Below are 15675 nucleotides of genomic sequence, written 5' to 3'. Positions count from 1 at the left end.
CCACTGGCTGCACTTCTACAATCACCACCGCGGACACACCGCGCTCGCAGGCAAACCACCCGCCAGCCGCGTCCCCAACCTCACAGGGCAATACAGCTAGCCAGGTCGTCTCCTTCGGATCGTGCCGGGTGAGCCCGCGGCGTCTGGTGCCGTGCATCGCCAGGCGGAGGGGCGCCCCTGTGCTGGACGACGTCCTCGGGTGCCTCGACAGCGCGGCGAGGTGCGGTTCCGGGTGCCGCCGGCGAGGCAAGATCGAAAGAGACGACCGGGCCTGGGCGGCTGCTCCGGCTGTGCTGTTCCACATGGCGAAACCGTTCGCGTGACGCGGGGGCTTCTCGCCTAGGCTGGCCACGTGACCCCCGCCGACCTCTCCCGTACCGTCGTGCGCGCCGTGTGCTGCGCCGTCGAGGATGGGGAGCTGCCCGCGGACGCGGTCGTGCCCGAGCGGGTCGTCGTCGAGCGGACCCGGCCCGGTGGGGTGGGCGAGTACGCCACCCCCGTCGCGTTCCAGCTGGCCAAGAGCGCCGCCCTGGTACCGGCGCACGTCGCGGGCGTGCTCGCCCGGCGGCTGGCCGAGGTGCCCGGGATCGAGCGCGTGGAGATCACCGGCGCGGGGTTCCTGAATTTCGTGATGGGTCCGCTCTCCGCCGCTCGCGTCGTCCGCGAGGTGCTGGCGCACGGGGAGCGGTACGGCTTCGCCGGCGAGCCCGAGCTGCGGGCCCGCGTCGTGCGCGACGCCGTCGTGCGCATCCGCCTCGGCCAGGGGCTCGATTCCGGCGGCCCCCTGCCCACCGCCCCCGTCCCCCGGCGCCTCGGTGACGTCCGCGCGGCCTACGGGGCCGGCGCCGCCGCCTGGGCGATGCTCTGCGTGCCGCCCCACGAGACCCCGGTGTTCTCCGCGCGGCTGCTCGTCCAGGGTGAGGACAGTGAGTTCTTCCGGGTCGGGTACGCGCACGCGCGCTGCCGGGCGTTGCGCGCCAATGCCGCCGACCTCGGGTTCCGGGCCGAGCCGGGCGAGGTCCCGGACGCCGACGCCGCCGCCCTGCTCCGCGCGCTGCGCGACTACCCCCTCGTCCTCGAAGCCGCCGCGCACCACCGTGCGCCCGAGCGGCTCGTCCGGCATCTCGTCGAGCTGGCCGACGCCCTGCTCGACTTCCAGTACCGCGTCCTGCCCAAGGGGGACGAGAAACCCTCGGCCGCCCACCGCGCCCGGCTGGCTCTTGCCGAAGCCGCCGGGACGGTGCTGGCCGGCGGCCTGGCCCAGCTCGGCATCGACGCTCCCGACTGCCTGTGATCCGCGAAGAGAGATACCGATGAGCCGTTCCGCGCACCCCGCCGGCCCCCGCCACGCCGATGTGCTGCCCGAGGGGCACCACGCCCCGCCGCCCGCCGACCTGAACGTGCTCGACGAGAAGGTGTGGGCGCGGACCGTCACGCGCAACTCCGAGGGCGTGGCCACCGTCGGCGGGATCGAAGTCACCAAGCTCGCCGAGGAGTTCGGGACGCCCGCGTACTTCCTCGACGAAGAGGACTTCCGCGCGCGCTGCCGGGCCTGGGCGCACGCCTTCGGGCCCGGCGCCGACGTCTTCTACGCCGGCAAGGCGTTCCTCTCCAAGGCCGTCGTGAAGTGGCTGAAGGAAGAAGGACTGAACCTCGACGTCTGCTCCGGCGGGGAGCTGGCCACCGCGCTGGCCGCCGAGATGCCCGCCGCGCAGATCGCGTACCACGGCAACAACAAGTCCGAGCGCGAGATCCGCCGGGCCGTCGAAGCCGGCGTCGGGCGCATCGTCCTCGACTCCTTCCAGGAGATCGCCCGCGTCGCGCACATCGCCCGCGAGCTCGGCGTCCGCCAGCCCGTGCAGATCCGGGTCACGGTGGGCGTCGAGGCCCACACCCACGAGTTCATCGCCACCGCCCACGAGGACCAGAAGTTCGGCATCGCGGTCGCCGACGGCTCCGCCGCCGAGGCCGTGCGCCGCACCCTCGGGCACGACTCGCTCGAACTGCTCGGCGTCCACTCCCACATCGGCTCGCAGATCTTCGACATGGCCGGCTTCGAGGTCTCGGCGAAGCGCGTCGTCCAGCTGCTGGCCGCCGTACGCGACGAGCACGGCGTCGAGCTCCCCGAGATCGACCTCGGCGGCGGCCTCGGCATCGCCTACACCTCCGCCGACGACCCGCGCGAGCCGCAGGAGATCGCCAAGGCCCTGCACGAGATCGTCGCCCGCGAGTGCGAGAGCGCCGGCCTGCGGGCGCCGCGCATCTCCGTCGAGCCCGGCCGCGCCATCGTCGGCCCGACCGCCTTCACCCTGTACGAGGTCGGCACCATCAAGCCGCTCCAGGGGCTGCGTACGTACGTCTCCGTCGACGGCGGCATGTCCGACAACATCCGCACCGCGCTCTACGACGCCGAGTACGGGGTCACCCTCGTCTCCCGCGTCTCCGACGCCGAGCCGATGCTGGTCCGCGTCGTCGGCAAGCACTGCGAGAGCGGCGACATCGTCGTCAAGGACGCCTACCTGCCCGCCGACCTCGCCCCCGGCGACCTCCTCGCCGTGCCCGCCACCGGCGCGTACTGCCGCTCCATGGCCAGCAACTACAACCACGCGCTCCGGCCGCCCGTCGTCGTCGTGCGTGACGGGCAGGCGCGGATCATCGTCCGGCGCGAGACGGAAGAAGATCTCCTGCGTCTCGACCTCGGATGATGAAATAGACGTCTCACTCAATGGACCGAGGATGGAAACTGCTGTCCATTGAGTGAGACTGGTTCACACCGGGCGCGCATCCCCGCGCGCCGGGCAGCGATGGAAGATCGAAAGGCGTAGGTCGAATGATGCGTACGCGTCCGCTGAAGGTGGCGCTGCTGGGCTGTGGAGTGGTCGGCTCAGAGGTGGCGCGCATCATGACGACGCACGCCGACGATCTGACAGCCAGGATCGGCGTGCCCGTCGAACTCGCCGGCGTGGCCGTGCGCCGTCCCTCCAAGGTGCGCGAGGGCATCGACCCGGCGCTCGTCACCACCGATGCGACCGCGCTGCTCAAACGCGGCGACATCGACATCGCCATCGAGGTCATCGGCGGCATCGAGCCCGCCCGCACCCTGATCACCACCGCCTTCGAGAACGGCATCTCCGTCGTCTCGGCGAACAAGGCGCTCCTCGCCCAGGACGGCGCCTCGCTGCACGCCGCCGCCGAGGCGGCCGGGCTGGACCTCTACTACGAGGCCGCCGTGGCCGGCGCCATCCCGCTGGTCCGCCCGATGCGTGAGTCCCTCGCCGGCGACAAGATCAACCGGGTCATGGGCATCGTCAACGGCACGACGAACTTCATCCTCGACAAGATGGACTCCACCGGCGCCGGCTACCAGGAAGCGCTCGACGAGGCCACCGCCCTCGGGTACGCCGAGGCCGACCCCACCGCCGACGTCGAGGGCTACGACGCCGCCGCCAAGGCCGCGATCCTGGCCGGCATCGCCTTCCACACCCGGGCCCGCCTGGACGACGTCTACCGCGAGGGCATGACCGAGGTCAGCGCCGCCGACTTCGCCTCCGCCAAGCGCATGGGCTGCACCATCAAGCTCCTCGCCATCCTGGAGCGCGCCGAGGACGGCGAGTCCGTCACCGCCCGCGTCCACCCGGCGATGATCCCGCTGACCCACCCCCTCGCCTCCGTCCGTGAGGCGTACAACGCCGTCTTCGTCGAGGCGGAGGCCGCCGGGCGGCTCATGTTCTACGGGCCCGGCGCGGGCGGCGCGCCGACCGCCTCGGCGGTCCTGGGCGACCTCGTCGCCGTCTGCCGCAACAAGCTCGCCGAGGCAACGGGGCCCGGCGAGTCGGCGTACACCCAGCTGCCGGTCAGCCCCATAGGAGAAGTCGTCACCCGCTACCACATCAGCCTCGATGTGGCCGACAAGCCGGGCGTGCTCGCCCAGGTGGCGACGGTCTTCGCGGAGCACGGTGTCTCCATCGACACGGTCCGCCAGCAAGGTCATCAGGACGGGGGCGGCGAAGGAGCCTCTCTCGTCGTCGTCACCCACCGCGCGCCCGACGCGGCCCTCTCCGGGACCGTCGCGGCGCTGCGGCAGCTGGACACCGTCCGCGGTGTGGCCAGCATCATGCGTGTTGAAGGGGAGTAAGGACCCATGAGCAGCAATCGCACCCACCAGTGGCGCGGCATCATCGAGGAGTACCGGGACCGCCTGCCGGTCACCGACAAGACCCCCGTGGTCACGCTCCGCGAAGGTGGCACTCCCCTCGTCCCCGCGCAGGTGCTCTCCGAGCGCACCGGCTGCGAGGTGCACCTCAAGGTGGAGGGGGCCAACCCCACCGGGTCCTTCAAGGACCGCGGCATGACCATGGCGATCACCAAGGCCAAGGAGGACGGCGCCAAGGCCGTCATCTGCGCCTCCACGGGCAACACCTCGGCCTCCGCCGCCGCGTACGCGGTACGCGCCGGCATGGTGTCCGCGGTCCTCGTGCCCCGCGGCAAGATCGCGCTCGGCAAGATGGGCCAGGCCCTCGTGCACGGCGCCAAGATCCTGCAGGTCGACGGCAACTTCGACGACTGCCTCGCCCTCGCCCGCGCGCTGTCCGACAACTACCCGGTGGCGCTGGTCAATTCGGTCAATCCGGTGCGCATCGAGGGTCAGAAGACGGCCGCGTTCGAGATCGTCGACGCGCTCGGCGACGCCCCCGACATCCACGTGCTGCCCGTCGGCAACGCCGGCAACATCACCGCGTACTGGAAGGGCTTCAAGGAGTACAAGGCCGACGGCCTGGCCTCCCGTACGCCCCGTGTGTGGGGTTTCCAGGCTTCCGGCTCCGCGCCCATCGTGCGCGGGGAGATCGTCAAGGAGCCGCACACCATCGCCACCGCGATCCGCATCGGCAATCCGGCCTCCTGGGAGTACGCGCTGCAGGCGCGCGACGAGTCGGGCGGCTTCATCGACGAGGTGACGGACCGCCAGATCCTGGCCGCCTACCGGCTGTTGGCCGCGCAGGAGGGCGTCTTCGTCGAGCCCGCCTCGGCCGCTTCCGTGGCCGGTCTGCTCAAGGCCGCCGAGCTCGGCCTGGTCGACCCGGGCCAGACGATCGTATGCACCGTCACCGGCAACGGCCTGAAGGACCCCGATTGGGCGGTCGCCGGCGCTCCGCAGCCGGTCACCGTTCCCGTCGACGCCGAGGCCGCCGCCGTACGCCTCGGCCTGGTCTGACCGACGCCCCGTTCGCCGGATTCCGGAGCCTTCGGAATCCGGCAACTCGGGCCGTAGGACACCAAAACCCAACGCGATCCGACGGAAGTCCGCGACACGCGTCGTGCGCCTCGTGTGCGCCCTGTGTCGGATCAGAACCTTCCTTCGATACGCTGTACTTCCATCCGCCACCGCGCATATGACCGCGGTGCTGCCCACAGGGCCTTCGGGTGTCGTACGTTCTCCAGTACATTCGCAGCGAGCCAGCGAAGAGCGAAGATCTCGCACAGTCACAAGGAGTGTCATCGGACGATGGCCGGTCCAGCGTTCCGCGCCGCCGCCGTACGGGTGCGCGTCCCCGCCAGCAGTGCCAATCTCGGCCCGGGTTTCGACGCCCTCGGCCTGGCCCTGGGGCTCTACGACGATGTCGTCGTCCGCGTGGCCGATTCCGGCCTGAACATCGACATCGCGGGTGAAGGCGCCGATACCCTCCCGCGGGACGAGAGCCACCTGCTCGTACGCTCCATGCGCACCGCCTTCGACCTGCTGGGCGGCCAGCCGCGCGGCCTGGAGGTCGTCTGCGCCAACCGCATCCCGCACGGCCGCGGCCTCGGCTCCTCCTCCGCCGCGATCTGCGCCGGCATCGTGGCCGCCCGCGCCGTGACCATAGGCGGAGAGGCCAAGCTCGACGACGCGGCGCTGCTGGAGCTCGCCACCGAGATCGAGGGCCACCCCGACAACGTCGCCGCCTGTCTGCTCGGCGGCTTCACCCTGGCGTGGATGGACGGGGGCAGCGCCAAGGCGATCCGCATGGAGCCCGCCGATTCCGTCGTACCGGTGGTTTTCGTCCCGTCCAAGCCCGTCCTGACCGAGACCGCGCGCGGCCTGCTGCCGCGCACCGTCCCGCACGTGGACGCGGCCGTCAACGCGGGCCGCGCGGCTCTGCTCGTCGAGGCCCTGACCAGGCGTCCCGAGTACCTGCTGGCGGCCACCGAAGACCGGCTCCACCAGGAATACCGGTCCCCGGCGATGCCCGAGAGCGTGGCACTCGTCGCCCGACTGCGGGCGGACGGCATCCCCGCGGTCATCTCCGGCGCGGGCCCCACGGTCCTCGCGCTGGTCGACAACGGCGCGGCCGACAAGGTCGCGCAGCTCGCGGGCGAGGGGTGGGCGGCCAACCGGCTCGCACTCGACGCCGCGGGCGCGAGCGTACTTCCGCTGGGTACCCAGGGCGGCTAGTCCTTGTTGTAGGGACATGGGCGGTCTGGGGCGGGCGGCCGGGGCAGGCCGCCCGCGCGGAAGGGCGATTGCCGGTGACTGAGAGGGGGAATGTCTGTTGGATCCGGTAGTGTTAGTGTCAAGTGCGCATCCGAAGCCGCCATGGCTTGGTGCTCAGTGTCCCTATCAGGGACCACCTTTCTTCCGGGAGCCTCCCCGACTGCTTTGATCACTGCCAGCAGTCTTCGAGCATGCTCCGGAATCGGCGTGACATTCCCACGCGTCCAGCTCGGGGGCTTCTCGCCGGAACCACCCACGCACGTTTCCCTCCGCCGTACCTCTATCGGCGGACCACCGCCCCGGCTGCGGTCCATGACCCATCAGGTAATGGACTGTTGTCGGACAGCACAACCGGTCGCCGAGCCAGACAGGCCGACGTCCGCTCCAGGGAAGGACCCTTCGTGAGCGACACCACCGATCTGATGGGCGCTGCCGACACCAATGTCGGCACCAGTGCCCCCGCCGAGGGCGCCGCGCCGACCAAGCGCCGCCGCACCGGCACCGGCCTCGAGGGCATGGTCCTGGCCGAGCTGCAGCAGGTCGCGTCGGGCCTCGGCATCAGGGGCACCGCGCGGATGCGCAAGAGCCAGCTGATCGAGGTCATCAAGGAGGCGCAGGGCGGCAGCGCCCCCAAGGCCGCGGCCCCGGCCGCCGCCGACACCGCCGAGGCCAAGCCGAAGCGCCGCGCCACCAGCAAGGCCCGCACGGGCGAGGCCGCCGCCGAGGCGCCCGCCGAGAAGCCTGCCGTACAGGCGCAGATCGACATCCCGGGCCAGCCGGCAGGGGGCCCCTCCCGCGCGAGCGAAGCCGAGCGCGGGGGAGAGGACGCCCCGGCCGGCGAGCGCCGCCGCCGTCGCGCCACGGCCCCGTCCGGCAGCCCGGAGTCCTCGGCCCCCGCCGCCGTGCAGGTCGAGCAGAAGACCGAGACGGCCACCGCCACCGCGCAGGCCGACACCAAGGCTGAGGCCGCCACCGCCGTATCCGCCCAGGGCCAGGCCCAGGACGGCGAGGGCCGCGGCCGCCGCGACCGCCGTGACCGCGGCAGCGACCGTGGCGAGCGGACCGAGCGCGGCGACCGCCAGCAGGGCCGCCGTGACCGTGGCGCCAAGGCTGACGACCAGGGCCAGGGCGGCCAGGGTCAGGCCGGTCAGGGCCAGGCCGTCCAGGGCGGCGGCCGTCAGGACCGCGCCGACCGCCAGGACCGTGCCGACCGTCAGGACCGCCAGCAGCAGGGCGGCCGCGGTCAGGGCCAGGGTCAGCAGGGTCGTCAGGACCGTCAGGACCGCCAGGACAACGGCCCCCAGGACGACTTCGACGACGAGGGCGGCCGTCGCGGCCGTCGCGGCCGCTACCGCGACCGTCGTGGCCGTCGCGGCCGCGACGAGTTCGCGCCGGCCGAGACGCCGGTCGCCGACGACGACGTCCTGATCCCCGTCGCGGGCATCCTCGACATCCTCGACAACTACGCGTTCATCCGGACTTCGGGCTACCTGCCCGGCCCGAACGACGTGTACGTCTCCCTCGCCCAGGTCCGCAAGGCCGGTCTGCGCAAGGGCGACCACACCACCGGTGCGGTCCGTCAGCCCAAGGACGGCGAGCGCCGCGAGAAGTTCAACGCGCTCGTGCGCCTGGACTCCGTCAACGGCATGGCGCCCGAATCCGGCCGCGGCCGCCCGGAGTTCCAGAAGCTGACCCCGCTCTACCCGCAGGACCGGCTCCGTCTGGAGACCGACCCGGGCGTGCTGACCACCCGCATCATCGACCTCGTGTCGCCGATCGGAAAGGGCCAGCGAGGCCTGATCGTGGCCCCGCCGAAGACCGGCAAGACCATGATCATGCAGGCGATCGCCAACGCGATCACCACCAACAACCCCGAGTGCCACCTGATGGTCGTCCTGGTCGACGAGCGTCCGGAAGAGGTCACCGACATGCAGCGGTCGGTCAAGGGCGAGGTCATCTCCTCGACCTTCGACCGTCCGGCCGAGGACCACACCACCGTCGCGGAGCTGGCCATCGAGCGCGCCAAGCGTCTCGTCGAGCTGGGTCACGACGTGGTCGTCCTGCTGGACTCCATCACCCGTCTGGGCCGCGCGTACAACCTCGCGGCTCCCGCCTCCGGCCGCATCCTGTCCGGTGGTGTCGACTCGACCGCGCTGTACCCGCCGAAGCGCTTCTTCGGTGCCGCGCGCAACATCGAGGACGGCGGCTCGCTGACCATCCTGGCCACCGCGCTGGTCGACACCGGCTCGCGCATGGACGAGGTGATCTTCGAGGAGTTCAAGGGCACCGGCAACATGGAGCTCAAGCTCGACCGCAAGCTCGCCGACAAGCGCATCTTCCCGGCTGTCGACGTCGACCCGTCGGGCACCCGCAAGGAGGAGATCCTCCTCAACGCGGAAGAGCTCGCCATCGTCTGGAAGCTGCGCCGGGTGCTGCACGCGCTCGACTCGCAGCAGGCCATCGAGCTGCTTCTCGACAAGATGAAGCAGACGAAGTCGAACGCCGAGTTCCTGATGCAGATCGCGAAGACGACCCCGTCGGGCAAGAACGACGACTAGTCCCCGCAGGCACCACCACAGCCGCCCCCGCCGCACCCGCGGCGGGGGCGGCTGTGCGTTTCCCTGCCGGTCTACCGCTGGTTTCCCTGCCGGGTTTCCCCGCCGGCTTTCCCGCCCGGCTCCCGCCCTTTTCCCGTCCGCTGCGACCTCCGCCACATTTAATCCCCGGCTGAACCCGCGCCCGCTGCTCGGCGTCCCGTACCGAAACCCCAGGTAGGCGGGGCATCACATGGCGTTCATCCCGATCGGTTCGCCGGATGGAGGCGGTTTTGTGCCCGCGGTCGCCGTGGAACCCTGGAGGGCGTTAGGCCGTCTGTGTCAGGGGGCGGCTCGCGGAGGCAGGGGCGGACCCCGGCCGGCAAGCGGACCCACGGCGGACAGAGGAGAGCATGAGCGAGGACAGCAGCGGCCGCGGCAGGCGCGGCGCGGGCCGGCGCCGACGGAAGCCGCAGAAGCGCCGCAGGGCCCTCGCCATCGCCGCGTGGAGCGCCGCGGGCGTGGTCCTGCTGGGCGGGGCGGGGCTCGGATACTTCTACTTCAAGTTCAACGGCAACCTGAAGACCGTCGACATCGACCAGGCCCTCGGCACCGACCGCCCGCAGAACGTGGACAACGGGTCGATGGACATCCTCGTCCTCGGCTCGGACTCCCGCGGCGGCGCGAACAGCGAGTACGGCGCGGACGACGGCGGCTCGGCCCGCTCCGACACCGCGATGATCATCCACCTCTACGACGGCCACCAGAAGGCCAGCGTCGTGTCGATACCGCGCGACACCATGGTCAACCGGCCCTCGTGCGCGCTGAAGAGCGGCAAGACCGACCCCGGCAGCTCACGCTCCCAGTTCAACGAGTCGTTCACCATCGGCGGGGCGGCCTGCGCGGTCAAGACCGTCGAGAAGATGTCGGGGATCCGCATGGATCACTACCTCGAGGTCGACTTCACGGGCTTCAAGAAGATCATCGACAACCTGGGCGGCGTCGAGGTGACCACCACCAAGCCGATCAAGGACGACTACAGCCACCTCGATCTGGCGGCCGGCACCAACCGCCTGAACGGCGAGCAGGCCCTCGGCCTGGTCCGTACCCGCCACGGCGTGGGCGACGGCGGCGACCTGGGCCGAATACAGCTCCAGCAGGCCTTCATCAAGGCCCTGATCAAGCAGGTCAAGGGCATCGGGCTGTTCGACAACCCGAAGCGGCTGCTCGACCTCGCCGACACCGCCACCAAGGCGCTCACCACGGACAAGGCGCTCGGCGACGTGAGGTCGCTCATGGGCTTCGCCCAGGGGCTCCAGGGCATCGACGCCCAGAACATGCAGATGATCACCCTGCCGGTGACCACGGACGCGCGTGACCCGAACCGCGTGGCCCCCCTGGCCAAGGAGTCCAAGATGGTCTGGGACGCGCTGCTGGCCGAGCAGCCGATCCCCGCCGAGGCCACCGCGAACTCGACCGGCGACAAGGGATCGGCCGGCGCGGTCGTCCGTTAGCACCCGTCTGGAATAGATGCCGACCCCCTCCTGTTGAGGGAGGCGTCCTCAGAATTTTGACAGGCAGCCCGGTCCTGGCAGACTGGTCTGTCGGCCCCGGTTCACGCAGCGCGCAATTCGGCTCCTGCGACCCGGCGCCCTCCCGAATCTAGGAGACACCTTGAAGCGCGATGTTCACCCCGAGTACGTCGAGACCCAGGTCAGCTGCACCTGCGGTGCGTCGTTCACCACGCGTAGCACCCTGACCGAAGGCAGCATTCGTGCCGAGGTCTGCTCCGAGTGCCACCCGTTCTACACGGGCAAGCAGAAGATCCTCGACACCGGTGGCCGTGTGGCCCGCTTCGAGGCCCGCTTCGGCAAGGCTGCACAGAAGTAGCGAGCCTCAGGCGTCGGATCCGGCTGCACCCTGTCGACACGGGGGCAGCCGGACCGGCGCCTTTCTCGTCCCGCAGCCCTTTTCGTACTTTCACCACAGGAGCCCCCGATGTTCGAGGCGGTCGAGGAACTGATCGGCGAGCACGCCGATCTTGAGAAGAAGCTCGCCGACCCGTCGGTCCACTCCGATCAGGCCAACGCGCGCAAGCTGAACAAGCGCTACGCGGAGCTGACCCCGATCGTCGCGACCTTCCGTGCGTGGAAGCAGTCGGCCGAGGACATCGAGACGGCCAAGGAGTTCGCGGCCGACGACCCGGACTTCGCCGCCGAGGTCAAGGTGATGAGCGCGCAGCGCGAAGAGCTCACCGAGAAGCTCCGCCTGCTGCTCGTCCCGCGCGACCCCAGCGACGACAAGGACGTGCTCCTGGAGGTCAAGGCGGGCGCGGGCGGCGACGAGTCGGCCCTGTTCGCCGGCGACCTGCTGCGCATGTACCTGCGCTACGCCGAGCGCGTGGGCTGGAAGACCGAGATCATCGACGCCACCGAGTCCGAGCTCGGCGGTTACAAGGACGTCCAGGTCTCCGTCCGCACCAAGGGCGGCAACGGCGCCACCGAGCCCGGCCAGGGCGTCTGGGCCCGTCTGAAGTACGAGGGCGGCGTCCACCGCGTCCAGCGCGTTCCGGCCACCGAGTCCCAGGGCCGCATCCACACCTCCGCCGCCGGCGTGCTCGTCACCCCGGAGGCCGAGGAGGTCGAGGTCGAGGTCAACATGAACGACCTGCGCATCGACGTGTACCGCTCCTCGGGCCCCGGCGGCCAGTCCGTCAACACCACCGACTCGGCCGTGCGCATCACGCACATCCCGACCGGTGTGGTCGCCTCCTGCCAGAACGAGAAGAGCCAGCTCCAGAACAAGGAGCAGGCCATGCGCATCCTGCGCTCGCGCCTGCTGGCCGCAGCCCAGGAAGCCGCCGAGCAGGAGGCCTCCGACGTGCGCCGCAGCCAGGTGCGCTCCGTGGACCGCTCCGAGAAGATCCGGACGTACAACTACCCGGAAAACCGGATCTCGGACCACCGGACGGGCTTCAAGGCGTACAACTTGGACCAGGTGCTCGACGGCGACCTCGACCCGGTCATCCAGGCCTGCGTCGACACCGACTCCGCCGCCAAGCTCGCGGCCGCGCACTGACCCGGCCCGGCCTGCCCCACCCTGACTGACCCCCGCACCACCCCCCCGTACGACAGCAGCCCGGAGGACCAGCGTGAACTTGCTGCTTGCCGAGGTGGCCCAGGCCACCCAGCGGCTGGCCGCCGCCGGCGTGCCCTCACCGCGCTTCGACGCGGAGGAGCTCGCGGCCTTCGTGCACGGCGTCAAGCGGGGGGAACTGCACCACGTCAAGGACGCGGACTTCGACGCCCGCTACTGGGAGGCCGTCGCCCGCCGCGAGGCGCGCGAGCCGCTCCAGCACATCACCGGCCGCGCCTTCTTCCGCTACCTGGAGCTCCAGGTAGGGCCCGGGGTCTTCGTGCCCCGGCCCGAGACCGAGTCCGTCGTGGACTGGGCCATACAGGCCGTCCGGGCGATGGACGTGGTCGAACCGATGATCGTGGACCTGTGCACCGGCTCCGGCGCCATCGCGCTCGCCATGGCCCAGGAGGTGCCGCGCTCGCGCGTGCACGCCGTGGAGCTGTCCGAGGACGCCCTGCGCTGGACGCGCAAGAACGCCGAGGGCTCCCGGGTCAGCGTCCACCGGGGCGACGCGCTCAGCGCGCTGCCGGAGCTCGACGGACAGGTCGACCTGGTCATCTCCAACCCGCCGTACATCCCGCTCACCGAGTGGGAGTACGTCGCCCCGGAGGCCCGGGACCACGACCCCGAGATGGCGCTGTTCTCCGGCGAGGACGGCCTCGACACCATCCGCGGCATCGAGCGCACCGCGCACCGGCTGCTGCGGCCCGGCGGCATCGTCGTCATCGAGCACGCCGACACCCAGGGCGGCCAGGTTCCGTGGATCTTCGCCGAGGAGCGGGGATGGGCCGACGCGGCCGACCACCCGGACCTGAACAACCGCCCCCGCTTCGCGACGGCCCGCAAGGCACTGCCGTGACCGGCGCGACCGTTTCCGCTACCCCCCTGCTGCACGAGGAGGCCCGCTGATGGCCCGGCGATACGACTGCAACGACGCGACGGACCGCAAGACGGGTCTGCGTGAAGCCGCATCCGCCGTGCGCCGGGGCGAGCTCGTCGTGCTGCCGACCGACACCCTGTACGGGATCGGCGCGGACGCCTTCAGCGCGGAGGCCGTCGGCGACCTGCTCGCCGCCAAGGGGCGCGGGCGCAACATGCCCACCCCTGTCCTCATCGGCTCCCCGAACACCCTGCACGGCCTGGTCACGGACTTCTCCGAGCAGGCGTGGGAGCTCGTGGACGCCTTCTGGCCGGGCGCGCTGACCCTGGTCGCCAAGCACCAGCCGTCGCTGGCCTGGGACCTCGGGGAGACCCGCGGGACCGTGGCCGTACGCATGCCCCTGCACCCCGTCGCGATCGAGCTGCTGACCGAGGTCGGGCCGATGGCGGTGTCCTCGGCGAACCTGACCGGGCACCCGGCGCCCGAGGACTGCGACGCGGCCCGCGAGATGCTGGGCGACTCCGTCTCGGTGTACCTGGACGGTGGTCCGACGCCGGGGATCCAGCCGTCGTCGATCGTCGACGTCACCGGAAAGGTTCCCGTCCTGCTGCGCGAGGGGGCGCTGACCGCGGAGCAGCTGCGGGAGGTCGTACCCGACCTCGAGGTGGCCCCGTGAGCCCTGAGGGGCGTGGCATAGCCGGGGACAGCACCTTCCGCATACTCCACGTCAGCACCGGCAACGTGTGCCGCTCGCCCATCACCGAGCGGCTGACGCGGCACGCACTGTCGCACCGGCTCGGCGGGCTGGTCACGGGTGACCTCATCGTGGAGAGCGCCGGCACCTGGGGGCACGAGGGCGCCCCCATGGAGGCGAACGCGGCCGCCGTGCTGGCGGACTTCGGCGCGGACGCCTCGGGCTTCACGGGGCGGGAGCTGCTGGACGAGCACGTCATTCGGGCGGACCTCGTCCTCACGGCCACCCGCGACCACCGCGCCCAGGTCATCTCGATGGGCCACTCCGCGGGGCTGCGCACCTTCACGCTGAAGGAGTTCACCCGGCTGGTCCGGGCGATAGACCCGGCGACGCTGCCGCCGCTGGACGACGGCATGGCCGAGCGGGCGCGGGCACTGGTCCGCGCCGCCGCGGCCCTGCGGGGCTGGCTGCTGGCGCCCTCGCCGGACGCGGACGAGGTGTACGACCCGTACGGCGCGCCGATCACCTTCTTCCGCTCGATCGGCGACGAGATCAGCCAGGCCCTGGAGCCGGTGGTCACGGCCCTGACGGGCGTCACCGCTTCCCGATAGCGCCCGCAGGGCGCCGGGGGCGCGGGCGGCCTACAGTGGCTGGTACCGGTAGTCCCACTGTGCGGGAGTCGTGCCATGAGCGTCATGACCCAGGCCTCGGACGTCCTGCGGCAGCAGGATCCGCAGATGGCCGACGTCCTTGAGGGGGAGCGGCAGCGGCAGGCCGGGACGTTGCAGCTGATCGCCGCGGAGAACTTCACCTCGTCCGCCGTGCTGGCGGCGCTCGGCTCCACGCTCGCCAACAAGTACGCCGAGGGCTACCCCGGAGCCCGGCACCACGGCGGGTGCGAGTACGCCGACCTGGCCGAGCGGATCGCCGTCGAGCGGGCCACGGCGCTGTTCGGCACGGAGCACGCCAACGTGCAGCCGCACTCCGGTTCCGCCGCCGTGCTGGCCGCGTACGCCGCGCTGCTGCGGCCCGGGGACACCGTGCTGGCGATGGGACTGCCGTACGGCGGCCACCTCACCCACGGGTCGCCCGCCAACTTCTCCGGCCGGTGGTTCGACTTCGTCGGCTACGGCGTCGACGCGGAGAGCGGCCTGATCGACTACGTGCAGGTCCAGGAACTGGCGCGAACCCACCGGCCCAAGGCGATCGTGTGCGGGTCGATCTCCTACCCCCGTCACCCCGAGTACTCCGCGTTCCGGGAGATCGCCGACGAGGTCGGGGCGTACCTGATCGCCGACGCCGCCCACCCGATCGGACTGGTCGCCGGCGGCGCCGCCCCCAGCCCCGTCCCGTACGCCGACATCGTCTGCGCGACCACCCACAAGGTGCTGCGCGGCCCGCGCGGCGGGATGATCCTGTGCGGCGCCGAGTTCGCCGAGCGGATCGACCGGGCGGTGTTCCCCTTCACGCAGGGCGGCGCCCAGATGCACACCATCGCCGCCAAGGCCGTGGCCTTCGGGGAGGCCGCCGGGCCCGCGTTCGCCTCCTACGCCCACCGGGTGGTGGCCAACGCGCGCACCCTCGCCGACGCACTGGCCGCCGCCGGCTTCGCCGTGACGACCGGCGGTACCGACACCCACCTGATCACCGCCGACCCGGCGCCGCTGGGCATCGACGGCCCGACCGCCCGCGGCCGGCTCGCCGCCGCGGGGATCGTGCTGGACACCTGCGCCCTCCCGTACGGGGACCAGCGCGGGATCCGGCTCGGCACGGCGGCGGTGACCACCCAGGGGATGGGGGAGCAGGAGATGGGCCGGATCTCGGCCCTGTTTACCGCGGCGCTGCACGGGGAAGCCGCGAAAACCCGTGCCGAGGTCAATGAGCTGGCGCTCGGATTTCCCCCGTATGGGGCCCAATAGGGGCGAGAGGGTCGTACTGCAACCGGGATACTGCCCCCTCG

The 15675-nt window shown here is 71.4% G+C and carries 13 protein-coding genes and 1 pseudogene; all 14 read left to right on the top strand.

The window, feature by feature from the left end:
• Window positions 1-100: pseudogene (locus ACFWB8_RS30020) on the top strand (IS481 family transposase); the annotation flags it as partial.
• Between the two features lie 252 nt (window positions 101-352).
• Window positions 353-1294, top strand: a complete 942-nt coding sequence (nrtL, locus tag ACFWB8_RS30015; protein ID WP_385233961.1) for an ArgS-related anticodon-binding protein NrtL — start codon at window positions 353-355, stop codon at window positions 1292-1294.
• Window positions 1295-1313: 19 nt separating this feature from the next.
• Entirely contained in the window at window positions 1314-2705 is a 1392-nt protein-coding gene (lysA, locus tag ACFWB8_RS30010; protein ID WP_385233958.1) for a diaminopimelate decarboxylase, read from the top strand.
• 128 nt (window positions 2706-2833) lie between these two features.
• Window positions 2834-4135, top strand: a complete 1302-nt coding sequence (locus tag ACFWB8_RS30005; RefSeq protein ID WP_385233970.1) for a homoserine dehydrogenase — start codon at window positions 2834-2836, stop codon at window positions 4133-4135.
• Between the two features lie 6 nt (window positions 4136-4141).
• Window positions 4142-5212 (top strand): threonine synthase, encoded by a 1071-nt coding sequence (gene thrC / locus ACFWB8_RS30000; RefSeq protein WP_385233955.1) that lies wholly within the window; start codon window positions 4142-4144, stop codon window positions 5210-5212.
• Between the two features lie 291 nt (window positions 5213-5503).
• Window positions 5504-6430: a homoserine kinase gene (gene thrB, locus ACFWB8_RS29995; RefSeq protein WP_385233952.1), complete on the top strand. Its 927-nt coding sequence runs from the start codon at window positions 5504-5506 to the stop codon at window positions 6428-6430.
• A gap of 440 nt (window positions 6431-6870) precedes the next feature.
• A complete protein-coding gene (gene rho / locus ACFWB8_RS29990; RefSeq protein ID WP_385233949.1) occupies window positions 6871-9027 on the top strand; it encodes a transcription termination factor Rho in 2157 nt (718 codons plus the stop codon).
• Window positions 9028-9416: 389 nt separating this feature from the next.
• Window positions 9417-10517, top strand: a complete 1101-nt coding sequence (locus ACFWB8_RS29985) for an LCP family protein (RefSeq protein ID WP_385233946.1) — start codon at window positions 9417-9419, stop codon at window positions 10515-10517.
• Between the two features lie 160 nt (window positions 10518-10677).
• Window positions 10678-10893 (top strand): 50S ribosomal protein L31, encoded by a 216-nt coding sequence (rpmE, locus tag ACFWB8_RS29980; protein WP_385233943.1) that lies wholly within the window; start codon window positions 10678-10680, stop codon window positions 10891-10893.
• A gap of 108 nt (window positions 10894-11001) precedes the next feature.
• Window positions 11002-12081: a peptide chain release factor 1 gene (prfA, locus tag ACFWB8_RS29975; RefSeq protein WP_385233940.1), complete on the top strand. Its 1080-nt coding sequence runs from the start codon at window positions 11002-11004 to the stop codon at window positions 12079-12081.
• Between the two features lie 73 nt (window positions 12082-12154).
• On the top strand, window positions 12155-13000 hold the full coding sequence (gene prmC, locus ACFWB8_RS29970; protein WP_385233937.1) for a peptide chain release factor N(5)-glutamine methyltransferase: 846 nt from the start codon (window positions 12155-12157) through the stop codon (window positions 12998-13000).
• Window positions 13001-13049: 49 nt separating this feature from the next.
• Window positions 13050-13697 carry an L-threonylcarbamoyladenylate synthase gene (locus tag ACFWB8_RS29965; RefSeq protein ID WP_030153769.1) on the top strand — a complete coding sequence of 216 codons (648 nt, stop codon included), beginning with the start codon at window positions 13050-13052 and terminating at the stop codon, window positions 13695-13697.
• On the top strand, window positions 13694-14326 hold the full coding sequence (locus ACFWB8_RS29960; RefSeq protein ID WP_385233933.1) for a protein-tyrosine-phosphatase: 633 nt from the start codon (window positions 13694-13696) through the stop codon (window positions 14324-14326). Before ACFWB8_RS29965 ends, ACFWB8_RS29960 begins: the two co-directional genes overlap by 4 nt.
• 75 nt (window positions 14327-14401) lie before the next feature.
• Window positions 14402-15634, top strand: coding sequence for a serine hydroxymethyltransferase (gene glyA / locus ACFWB8_RS29955; protein WP_385233930.1), 1233 nt, complete (start codon window positions 14402-14404; stop codon window positions 15632-15634).
• Window positions 15635-15675 lie beyond the last annotated feature (41 nt).

The organism is Streptomyces sp. NPDC060031, from assembly GCF_042736805.1.
Classification (GTDB): Bacteria; Actinomycetota; Actinomycetes; order Streptomycetales; family Streptomycetaceae; genus Streptomyces.
The sequence above is the reverse complement of the archived record's forward strand: the minus strand, read 5'-3'. Positions and strand labels throughout refer to the sequence as shown.